General features: G+C 67.3%; 14 protein-coding genes. 8 read left to right on the forward strand and 6 right to left on the reverse strand.

What is annotated here, in order from left to right:
• Positions 1 to 407: aminotransferase class V-fold PLP-dependent enzyme (locus tag KBY85_RS14945; protein WP_254962251.1), on the reverse strand; the 407-nt coding region annotated here is incomplete at its 3' end.
• 19 nt (positions 408 to 426) lie between these two features.
• Here KBY85_RS14945 and KBY85_RS14950 point away from each other — a divergent pair.
• Genes KBY85_RS14950 through KBY85_RS14965 form a run of 4 tightly spaced genes read left to right on the forward strand, consistent with a single transcriptional unit; the run spans position 427 to position 3,321 of the window.
• On the forward strand, positions 427 to 927 hold the full coding sequence (locus tag KBY85_RS14950; RefSeq protein ID WP_254932172.1) for a hypothetical protein: 501 nt from the start codon (positions 427 to 429) through the stop codon (positions 925 to 927).
• Between the two features lie 49 nt (positions 928 to 976).
• Positions 977 to 1,705 carry a response regulator transcription factor gene (locus KBY85_RS14955; protein WP_396121898.1) on the forward strand — a complete coding sequence of 243 codons (729 nt, stop codon included), beginning with the start codon at positions 977 to 979 and terminating at the stop codon, positions 1,703 to 1,705.
• Between the two features lie 7 nt (positions 1,706 to 1,712).
• Positions 1,713 to 2,684, forward strand: coding sequence for an RluA family pseudouridine synthase (locus KBY85_RS14960; RefSeq protein ID WP_254932171.1), 972 nt, complete (start codon positions 1,713 to 1,715; stop codon positions 2,682 to 2,684).
• The gene (locus KBY85_RS14965; protein ID WP_254962252.1) at positions 2,677 to 3,321 is read left to right on the forward strand and encodes an alpha-ketoglutarate-dependent dioxygenase AlkB; all 645 of its coding nucleotides are present in this window, start codon (positions 2,677 to 2,679) and stop codon (positions 3,319 to 3,321) included. Before KBY85_RS14960 ends, KBY85_RS14965 begins: the two co-directional genes overlap by 8 nt.
• Positions 3,322 to 3,347: 26 nt before the next feature.
• Here KBY85_RS14965 and KBY85_RS14970 read toward each other — a convergent pair whose 3' ends face one another.
• From KBY85_RS14970 to bchM, 3 genes are all read right to left on the reverse strand, one after another.
• Complete coding sequence (locus KBY85_RS14970; protein ID WP_254962253.1) at positions 3,348 to 3,593, reverse strand: type II toxin-antitoxin system HicA family toxin; 246 nt, start codon at positions 3,591 to 3,593, stop codon at positions 3,348 to 3,350.
• On the reverse strand, positions 3,590 to 3,796 hold the full coding sequence (locus KBY85_RS14975; RefSeq protein ID WP_254931865.1) for a 2-oxoisovalerate dehydrogenase: 207 nt from the start codon (positions 3,794 to 3,796) through the stop codon (positions 3,590 to 3,592). Before KBY85_RS14975 ends, KBY85_RS14970 begins: the two co-directional genes overlap by 4 nt.
• Before the next feature lie 90 nt (positions 3,797 to 3,886).
• Positions 3,887 to 4,591: a magnesium protoporphyrin IX methyltransferase gene (bchM, locus tag KBY85_RS14980; RefSeq protein WP_254962254.1), complete on the reverse strand. Its 705-nt coding sequence runs from the start codon at positions 4,589 to 4,591 to the stop codon at positions 3,887 to 3,889.
• 113 nt (positions 4,592 to 4,704) lie between these two features.
• Between bchM and KBY85_RS14985 the strand changes: the two genes are divergently transcribed.
• The gene (locus KBY85_RS14985) at positions 4,705 to 4,974 is read left to right on the forward strand and encodes a type II toxin-antitoxin system VapB family antitoxin (RefSeq protein WP_254962255.1); all 270 of its coding nucleotides are present in this window, start codon (positions 4,705 to 4,707) and stop codon (positions 4,972 to 4,974) included.
• The gene (locus KBY85_RS14990) at positions 4,974 to 5,378 is read left to right on the forward strand and encodes a type II toxin-antitoxin system VapC family toxin (protein WP_254962256.1); all 405 of its coding nucleotides are present in this window, start codon (positions 4,974 to 4,976) and stop codon (positions 5,376 to 5,378) included. Before KBY85_RS14985 ends, KBY85_RS14990 begins: the two co-directional genes overlap by 1 nt.
• Here KBY85_RS14990 and KBY85_RS14995 read toward each other — a convergent pair.
• Positions 5,332 to 6,510, reverse strand: coding sequence for an N-acetylglucosamine-6-phosphate deacetylase (locus KBY85_RS14995; RefSeq protein ID WP_254931877.1), 1,179 nt, complete (start codon positions 6,508 to 6,510; stop codon positions 5,332 to 5,334). The genes KBY85_RS14990 and KBY85_RS14995 overlap by 47 nt on opposite strands.
• A gap of 59 nt (positions 6,511 to 6,569) precedes the next feature.
• Here KBY85_RS14995 and purE point away from each other — a divergent pair, with 59 nt between their 5' ends.
• Together purE and KBY85_RS15005 are read left to right on the forward strand one after the other, a co-directional pair.
• Positions 6,570 to 7,118 carry a 5-(carboxyamino)imidazole ribonucleotide mutase gene (purE, locus tag KBY85_RS15000; RefSeq protein WP_396121899.1) on the forward strand — a complete coding sequence of 183 codons (549 nt, stop codon included), beginning with the start codon at positions 6,570 to 6,572 and terminating at the stop codon, positions 7,116 to 7,118.
• Positions 7,118 to 8,230, forward strand: a complete 1,113-nt coding sequence (locus KBY85_RS15005; protein ID WP_254962259.1) for an AI-2E family transporter — start codon at positions 7,118 to 7,120, stop codon at positions 8,228 to 8,230. Before purE ends, KBY85_RS15005 begins: the two co-directional genes overlap by 1 nt.
• Here KBY85_RS15005 and cysC read toward each other — a convergent pair.
• Positions 8,187 to 8,633 (reverse strand): adenylyl-sulfate kinase (cysC, locus tag KBY85_RS15010; RefSeq protein ID WP_254962261.1); only part of this gene is annotated, 447 nt, incomplete at its 5' end. The genes KBY85_RS15005 and cysC overlap by 44 nt on opposite strands.

An 8,633-nucleotide genomic window follows, 5' to 3' on the forward strand; every position in this document is an offset into this window, starting at 1 on the left:
AGCTGGGCTAGATCCACCAGGCCATCGGGCTGGATGGGCACCAGGCTCACCGGAAACCCATGGCGGCCCAGATAGGCCAGAGGGTCGAGCACGGCCCGGTGTTCGCTCACCAGGCTCACCAGTCGCCGCCGGGGGTTGCCAGCTGCCAGGGCCGCTTCGCATACCCCCTTGAGAGCCAGGTTGTTGGCTTCGGTGGCGCCGCTGGTGAAGATCACGGTTTCGGCGCTGCTGCCCAACACACGGGCCAGCTGGCCCCGGGCCCGCTCCACGGCGGCGGCAGCTTCCAGGGCCGGGCGATAAAGGCGGTTGGCTGGATTGGCGCAGTGCTCGCTCCACCAGGGCGCCATCGCTGCCACCACCGCCGGATCGCAGGGAGTGGTGGCGTGGTGGTCGAGGTAGGCGAGCATGGGGTGCTTGCAGGCTTCCATGTTGCCAACCAGAACCCTATTGCTGGTGGCCCTTGCAGCAGCGCTGGCGCCACCCAGCTGGGCGGAGGGCGGCGGGGTGCGGCCAGAGGATGCCCGGCCGCCAGGACTGCTGCTGCTGCAGGAGCGCCCCGGCCTGGGCGGCAAGCAGGCGATTGGTATTTACGGGGCTGTAGCCGATGCCAAGACCCCCGGCCTGTGGCGCATCAAGCTTTGGGATGAGCAGCCCAACGACGTCAAGGTGCGCAGCGAAACCATCCGCTGCACCCCTTCGGCGCCGATGCGGGTTACTAGCGATGGCCCCAACCTCTACATCCGCGAGCTGAACCCGGGCGGAGCGATAACGACCGCCAATCGCATCGACCACCTGGTGTGGTGGGCCACCTGCTTCCCCGAGCAAGCCGGCAAGGATCCAGCTGGCCTGGGCCCCCTGGCCCGCCAGCTCGGCTACAGCGGCAGCCTGCGGGAATCCGAGCAGATCGTGCCTGGACGCTCCCGCTGAGCGCCTGCAGACTGATTCATGCCGACTGGATACCTGCAGAGTGGCCGCCATGAACCCAGATATGACTCCGGCCCAGGAACCTGAAGCGACGCCCGTGCGCTTGCTGCTGGTCGACGATGAACCCGGCCTGCGCACGGCGGTAAAGGCCTATCTGGAAGATGAGGGCTTTGCGGTGACCACCGCCAACGACGGTGAGGAGGGCTGGGCCGTGGCCCAGGAGATGCTGCCCGACGTCATCCTCAGCGACGTGATGATGCCGCGCCTCGATGGCTACGGCCTGCTCCAGAAGTTGCGGGCCGACGAGCGGCTGGGAGGCACGCCGGTGATCTTTCTCACCGCCAAGGGCATGACTGCTGATCGCGTCACCGGCTTCCAGGCCGGCTGCGACGACTACATCCCCAAACCTTTTGATCCTGACGAGCTGGTGGCCCGGGTCCACAACGTCGTCAAGCGCCAGCAGCGGCTGCTGGCGGAGGCGGCCCGCTTCGCCGATGCCGACATTGGCCAGCTGTCCAAGCAGATCACCGAGATTCGCTCCCTGCTCGCCACGGGCAGTGCCAAGAAGCCAGCCAGCGCGCCCGAGCATGTGTTCACGCCTCGGGAGGCCAGCGTGTTGCAGCTGGTGGCCGAGGGGATGATGAATAAGGAAATCGCCCGGCGGCTGGAAACCTCGATCCGCAACGTCGAGAAGTACGTCAGTCGGCTGTTCATCAAAACCGGCACCGCCAGCCGTACCGAACTGGTGCGCTATGCGCTCGAGCACGGGCTTGTTGACTGAAACAGTCTTGTTGACTGAAACAGGCTGGCTGGCGCCTGCCCTCAATGGCGGCTTCGCCTATAGGGATCGCATCGCCCCCAGGTCCGCCGGCCGGAGCGTCAGCGCTTTTTATGCCGGTTGCTATAGCCATTCAACGCCTACCGATTGGCTGCAGCGCCTCGCCGCCGGGGAGATCTCCAGGAACGGCCAGCAGCTCCAGGCCGATGGGGCCCTCGCAGCCGGAGATCGGCTGATCTGGCATCGGCCCCCCTGGCAGGAGGCGGCCGTGCCGGTGTTGCCCAGCCCCCTGTTCGACAACGGCGACCTGCTGGTGTTCAACAAGCCCAGCGGCCTGCCGGTGCTGCCGGCCGGTGGCTTCCTGGAGCACACCTTGCTGGCCCAGCTCCAGGACCGCTGGCCCGAGGCCCGGCCCGTGCACCGCCTGGGACGCTTCACCTCGGGCCTGCTGGTATGTGCTCGCAGCTCCACCAGCCGAGCCTGGCTAAGCGCCCTGCTGCGGGAGAGCACGGCGCAATGCCGCTGCACCAAGACCTACCGGGCCCTGCTCCAGCCCCCGGTCCCCGAGTCCCCTTTGCTGGCGCTGGAGCCCGACCAACAGCTCAGCCTCACCACGCCGATTGGTCGCTGTCCCCATACCCGGCTGGGCACCATATGGGCCGCGGCTCCGGCGGATCCGGTTGCCCTGCCGGCCCGAAGCGAATTGCGTCTGCTGGAGCGAGGCGAGCGGGCCTGGTTGGTGGAGGTCACGATCGCTACGGGGCGGCCCCACCAGATCCGCATCCACACCGCCGCCGCCGGGGCGCCCCTGCTGGGCGATCCGCTCTACGTCCCGGGCGGGTTGGCCGCCGAGCAGGCCCTGCCGGGGGATGGTGGTTACCACCTGCACGCCCACCGGCTGCGGTTGGTCTGCCCCGATGGCGACCTGCTTGCGCTGGAGGCGCCGTTGCCCGAGGCCCTGCGCGGAGCTGCTGATGGCTGAAGTTCAAGCTCCGGGCCTGCACCTGCGCCACTGGCCGGCCTGGCTGGCGCCCAGCGCCGCGGCTGAGCTGCTGGAGCGCCTGCAGCTCGAGGTGCCCTGGAAGCAGGAGGCGATCACGATTTACGGCCGCCGCCACCTGCTGCCGCGGCTCACCTGCTGGATGGCCGATCCCGGCTGCGGCTACAGCTACAGCGGCCTGGCCAACGCGATTGAGCCCTGGTCGCCGGCTGCCGCCGAGCTGCGCGAGGCCCTGCAGGTGCTCACGGGCTGGCGCTTCAACTCCCTGTTGCTCAATCGCTACCGCGACGGCCGCGACGCCATGGGCTGGCATGCGGACGATGAACCCGAGCTCGAGCCCGCCGCACCGATCGCCTCCCTCAGCCTTGGAGCCCCCCGCGACTTCCGCCTGCGGCCCCAGCCGAGCCCGCGCAATCGCGCCGCTGTCGCCTCCGGTGCCTGCCAGTTGCCTGCTGGTTTTGGCGATTGCACTCCGTTCAACATTCCATTGCAAAACGGCGATTTGCTGTTGATGGAGCCCCCCACCCAGCTGTGGTGGCAGCACGCCCTGCCGCGCCGGCTGCGGCTGCAGCAGCAGCGCCTCAACCTGACGTTTCGGGTGGTGCGGGCCCTTACCTAGGGCTGTTCAGCCTCGCTCGAAGGCGATCAGGTATCCAGCGCTTGGATCAGCGCTTCCAGATTGGTGCCAACTTGATTGGCCACGTCCTTGAGGATCTGCCGGAGTGTGCCCACACGCAAGGGTTTAAGGGCAGGAATGGTGAGGTGTTGCTGCCCGTTCGGCAGCACGCGAGTGAGTCGCATGTGGCTGCCACTTTGTCGGGTCACGGCATAGCCAAATCGGGCTAACCGCCTCGCTAGTTCTGCTCCGTCGAGATCACGGGGGATCTTCAAAGGGCCAGCAGTTCCTGGCGCACGTGATGAAGCCGTATCAACGGGGGCGCATCACCTTCCTCAAAGTGGCAGTGCACGGCATCACGAATCTCTTGATGCAGCTGCTCCAAATCCTCCGCCTCTGTGTGAATCGAACTGCCAACGGCGTTGGCTCGGAATGACCCGTCCTCGGCTTCTTCCACGACAAAAAGAATTTCGTTCATCGTGCTTTTGCCCGGGGCCCTTCTGCCAAGGAAGAGTCTGGCATCGAATCAGGGGGCTGGTTGGTCTGCGGGATTGCCCGCTTTGCGGGGTCAGTCCCGCTCGAAGGCGATCAGCCTTGAGAAGTAAAAGGGCGCCTTGTTGAGGCTGCGGCGCATGGGCTTGAAGCCGGCTTTGGCCGCGGCGGCCACGATGCCCGCCTCGCGCAGGGTGTAGGCCCGGGTGGTCTTGCTGGGGCCGGGGAACAGCTGGCCGATGCCCTTGAGCAGGGCTAGCAGCGGCGTGTAGGGGGCGAAGCTCACGATCAGGTGCCGCTCCGCCATCGAGGCCAGGTGGCGCACCATCTCCTCGGCCGGGGCTTGGGGGTAGTGGATGAACACATCCAGGCAGATCACCGTGTCGTAGCGGCCCTCCAGGCTCTCGAGATCGGAGGCCAGGAAGCTGATCTGGCCGGGCTTGACGCCCAGCTCACCAGCGCGGCGCTCCGCTTCTTGCACCATCGCGGCGGAGAGGTCGGAGGCGGCGATTGAGCCCGCACCCAGCTGGGCTAAAGGCAGGGTCAGGCTGCCTACGCCGCAGCCGGCATCACAGAAGCTGCGCTGCTCAAGGTTGCCCTGCTCCTGCAGCCAGGCCAGCACGTTGTCCACCGTCTTCTGGTGGCCGATGCGGATGTTGCGCTGCACCCGGTTGACGTCGTCGCTGTCGCTGTAGATGCGATTCCAGCGCTCGAAGCCGGTGGTTTCGAAGTAGCCCTTCACCTCGAGTTTTTCGGCGGCTGTTTTGGCTGCGGTGGGCATCGAGCGCGGCACAGGGCCTAGAAGTGGATTGGATCTTAGGGAGCGGCTCCTGCTAGAGCCCATGATCCCGCGTCGTGTATACACTGAAATTGTGCTGTCTACACGGCTTGGCCATGGCGCTGAACATTCGCAATCCAGAGGCAAGCAGGCTTGCCTCTGAGGTCGCTGCTCTCGCTGGAGAAAGCAAAACCGTCGCCGTGATCCTGGCCCTCGAGGAACGTCTGCAGCGGTTACGCCGCCAGCAGACGTTCCGTCCTGACGCCCAGGAGCTACTCGTCAGTCGTCTTGATCAGATCGCCCTGAGCTGTGCTGCCAGGCCGATGCGCGACCAGCGCACGGCAGAGCAGATCCTCGGCTACGACGCCCGTGGCCTGCCCTCCTGATGGTGATTGACACCTCTGCCGTGCTGGCAATCCTCCAGGACGAGCCCGAGCGCAGTGCTTTCAACACCGTGATTGCCGCCGCCAAGAGTTGCATGCTCTCGGCGGCGTCCCTTGTGGAGCTCTCCATCGTGCTCGAAGCGCGCTTAGGCCGTGACGGCCAGCGCGATCTGGATCTGTTCCTCAGCACGGCTCAGATCAACATCGTGGCTGTTGATCGCGATCAGGCCGAGCTTGCCCGCAGTGCCTTCAGCCGCTACGGCAAAGGCCGGCATCGTGCTGGCTTGAATTTCGGCGATTGCTTCTCATACGCCCTAGCGAAGGGAGCTGGAGTTCCCTTGCTGTTTAAGGGCAACGATTTCAGTGATACCGATCTTCAGTCGGCCTGGAACCCCGCTGCCAGCTGAGTCCGGCGGGCCCCTCCTGCCAGCGCAGGGTTTCCGCTAGGGGCATGCCCAGCAGCATTTGGTCGAGGCTGCGGTCATCGCCCAGCACCCGCCGGGGCAGCACGGTGGCCGCGGCGATGGCCCGGGCCGGCTCACCGGTCCACTGGGCCAGGCGCCGCACCCCCTCCAGCAGGGGCAGGGTGACGCCGGCCAGGGTGCCGTCTTCCAGCCGGCAGCTGCCGTCGGCCACGATCAGCAAGCGCTCATCCCAACGGTGCTGGCCTTCGCCGAGGCCGTAGGGGGCCAGGGCATCGCTCACCAGCACCACTTGCTCAGGTGCCAGCCGCTGCAGCAGCACCGCCATGGTGGGGGCCACGTGCACCCCATCGGCGATCAGGCCGATTGCCACATCCCCCCGCAGGGCGGCCGCCGCCACCGGCCCTGGCGCGCGCCGGTGCATGTCAGGCATGGCGTTGAAGGCGTGGGTCAGCATCGTCACCCCGGCAGCGAAGGCTGCCTGGGCCTGGGTCTCGCTGGCGGCGCTGTGGCCCAGGCTCACCACGATGCCCCGCTCGGCCAGGGCGGTGATCACGGCGCCAGCGCCCTCCAGTTCCGGGGCCAGGGTCACCAGATCGATGTCGCTTTCAAAGCCGTCAATGCGTTCCATCAGGGCGGCCAGGCTGGGGGCGGCCAGGTGCTGGGCGGGATGGGCGCCCCGGCGACTGGGCTCAAGGAAGGGACCCTCCAGGTGGGCGCCCAGTAGCTGGCAGCGGCCTGGTCGGTGGGCTGCCCGCGCCTCGGCCAGCACGGCCAGGGCTTGGCGCAGGGGTGGAACGCCGCAGGTCACCAGGGTGGGGCAGATCGCTTCGACACCATCGCGCCAGAGCAGCTCCAGCAGCGCTTCCAGCTGGGGAAGATCGGCCGGCGTGAGCTCCGGAAAAGCCAGGCCCAGTCCGCCGTTGATCTGCAGATCCACCCCGGCCGGGCTGAGCCAGTCGCCGTGCCAGTCGTCACCGGCGGCCCGGCTGCCGGCGGGCAAAGGCTCCACCAGGCTGATCAGATCGTCGTCGTCAAGGCCGATGCGCCAGCGCTGGTTGGCGCCATGGCTGCAGCGCTTGGCCTGGGGCAGTCGCACATTGCTGAGCCAGCGCATGGGCAGAAGGGCCGCCAGACGGGACAATGCCATTCTCCGCCTGCGCCTGCGTGGTTGCCATCCCCCCTTCCGATTCGCCCGCGGGCCCCGGTGTTCCCAGGGTCGCGGTGGTGATGGGCAGCGACTCAGACCTGCCCACGATGCAGCCGGCGGTGCAGGTGTTGGAGCAGTTTGGAGTGGCGGTAGAGGTGCGGGTGCTCTCTGCCCATCGCACTCCCCTGGAGATGGTGGAATTTGCCCAGATGGCCCGCGGGCGCGGCTTCAAGGTGATCGTGGCCGGCGCCGGCGGCGCCGCCCACCTGCCCGGCATGGTGGCCGCCCTCACCACCCTGCCGGTGATCGGTGTGCCGGTGCAAAGCCGGGCCCTATCGGGTGTGGATTCGCTCCATTCGATCGTCCAGATGCCCGCTGGTATTCCGGTGGCCACGGTGGCGATCGGTAATGGCCTCAACGCTGGCCTGCTGGCGGCGCAGATCCTTGCCACCGCTGATCCCCGCCTCGCCCAGGAGATCTCGGACTACCGCGATGGGTTGCACGGCCAGGTAACGGCCAAGGACTCCCGCCTGCAGCAGCTGGGCAGCCGGGCTTATCTGGAGCAGATGGGCTGATGCTGGAACGGCTCGTTCTGCCCCCCTGGCTCAAGGCCGGCCTGGCCCTGCCCTTGCTGGTGCTCAACCTCTGGGTGCTGCGCCAGCTGCTGTTGCCCCTGGCGCCCTTCCCGGCCCTGTTTGTGGCGGCCGCCCTGATCGCCTTCCTGCTGGATTTGCCCAGCCGCTGGCTGATGGGCCGCGGTCTGCCGCGCTGGCTTGCCTACGCCCTGGTGGTGGGGGTGAGTGTGGGCCTGATCGGCCTGGCCGCCGTCTGGCTGGTGCCGCGGCTGGTCGAGCAGTTGGGCGAGCTGATCACGGCCCTGCCGGGCTGGTTGGCCCAGGGGGAAACCCTGTTGCAGCAGCTGCAGGCCTGGGCGGTGGCGCGGGGTCTGCCCACCGATTTTGGCGACCTCAGCAGCGAGCTGCTCACCCGCACCAGCCAGCTGGCCCGCCAATTCAGCCAGCAGCTGCTCAGTCTGTTGGGCACCACCGTGGGCCTCACGGTCAACACCGTGATCGTGCTGGTGCTGGCGGTGTTTCTACTGCTGGGAGGGGAGGGCATCAGTTCCGGCCTGGCCCAGTGGCTTCCCCTACGGGCGCGCAGCCTGGTGGTCACGACCTTGAACCGCACCTTCCGCGGCTACTTCGCCGGCCAGGTGTTGCTGGCCCTGATTCTCAGCGTTGCCCAGATCGTGGTGTTCACCCTGCTGGGCATTCCCTATGGAGTGCTGTTTGCGGTGGCGATTGGCTTCACCACCCTGGTGCCCTATGCCAGTGCCCTCACGATCGTGGCGGTGAGCGTGCTGCTTGCCCTGGATGATCCCCGCACGGGCCTAGAAGTGCTGGCCGCAGCCATCAGCGTTGGTCAGGTGGTGGACCAGGTGATCCAGCCCCGGCTGATGGGCCGGATTGTGGGCCTGCAGCCGGCCTGGCTGCTGATCAGCCTGCCGTTGGGTGCGCGCCTGGGCAGCCTGCTGGGCCTGGGGGATCTGCTCGGCCTGGTGCTGGCGGTGCCGGTGGCCAGCTGCGCCAAAACCTTTCTTGATGCCTGGGGAGAGCAGCTGCGCTCCGGTGAGGTGCCGGTGTTCAGCTCCCCTGCGGGATCACGCCCTGAGCTGCCAGATAGCTGAGCACCACGGCCACCGACTCCTCCAGGTTTTGGCTGCCGGTGGGCACCCGCAGCTCGGGCTGCTCGGGGGCCTCATAGGGGCTGGAGATGCCCGTGAACTCCTTGATTTCGCCGGCCCGCGCCTTGGCATAAAGGCCCTTGGTGTCGCGCCCCTCGCACACCTCCAGATCGGCGGCGCAGTGGATTTCGATGAAGTCGCCGGGGTCCACCAGGGCGCGGGCCTTGTCGCGGTCGGCCTTGAAGGGCGACACGAAGGCGGTAAGCACCACCACCCCCGCATCCAGAAAAAGCTTGCTCACCTCGCCAATGCGGCGGATGTTTTCCTCGCGGGCAGCATCGGAGAAGCCCAGGTCCTTGCAGAGGCCGTGGCGGATGTTGTCTCCATCCAGCACGTAGCAGCTGAG

Origin of the sequence: Cyanobium sp. BA5m-10 (genome assembly GCF_024346255.1) — a bacterium.
Taxonomy (GTDB): domain Bacteria; phylum Cyanobacteriota; class Cyanobacteriia; order PCC-6307; family Cyanobiaceae; genus Cyanobium_A; species Cyanobium_A usitatum.

Excerpts from the sequence above, each read along its gene's own strand:
- KBY85_RS14950 (WP_254932172.1), top strand. The coding sequence starts at position 427 with ATGTTGCCAACCAGAACCCTATTGCTGGTGGCCCTTGCAGCAGCGCTG.
- KBY85_RS14955 (WP_396121898.1), top strand. The coding sequence starts at position 977 with ATGAACCCAGATATGACTCCGGCCCAGGAACCTGAAGCGACGCCCGTG.
- KBY85_RS14965 (WP_254962252.1), top strand. The coding sequence starts at position 2,677 with ATGGCTGAAGTTCAAGCTCCGGGCCTGCACCTGCGCCACTGGCCGGCC.
- KBY85_RS14975 (WP_254931865.1), bottom strand. The coding sequence starts at position 3,796 with ATGAACGAAATTCTTTTTGTCGTGGAAGAAGCCGAGGACGGGTCATTC.
- bchM (WP_254962254.1), bottom strand. The coding sequence starts at position 4,591 with ATGCCCACCGCAGCCAAAACAGCCGCCGAAAAACTCGAGGTGAAGGGC.
- KBY85_RS14985 (WP_254962255.1), top strand. The coding sequence starts at position 4,705 with ATGGCGCTGAACATTCGCAATCCAGAGGCAAGCAGGCTTGCCTCTGAG.
- KBY85_RS14990 (WP_254962256.1), top strand. The coding sequence starts at position 4,974 with ATGGTGATTGACACCTCTGCCGTGCTGGCAATCCTCCAGGACGAGCCC.
- KBY85_RS14995 (WP_254931877.1), bottom strand. The coding sequence starts at position 6,510 with ATGCGCTGGCTCAGCAATGTGCGACTGCCCCAGGCCAAGCGCTGCAGC.
- KBY85_RS15005 (WP_254962259.1), top strand. The coding sequence starts at position 7,118 with ATGCTGGAACGGCTCGTTCTGCCCCCCTGGCTCAAGGCCGGCCTGGCC.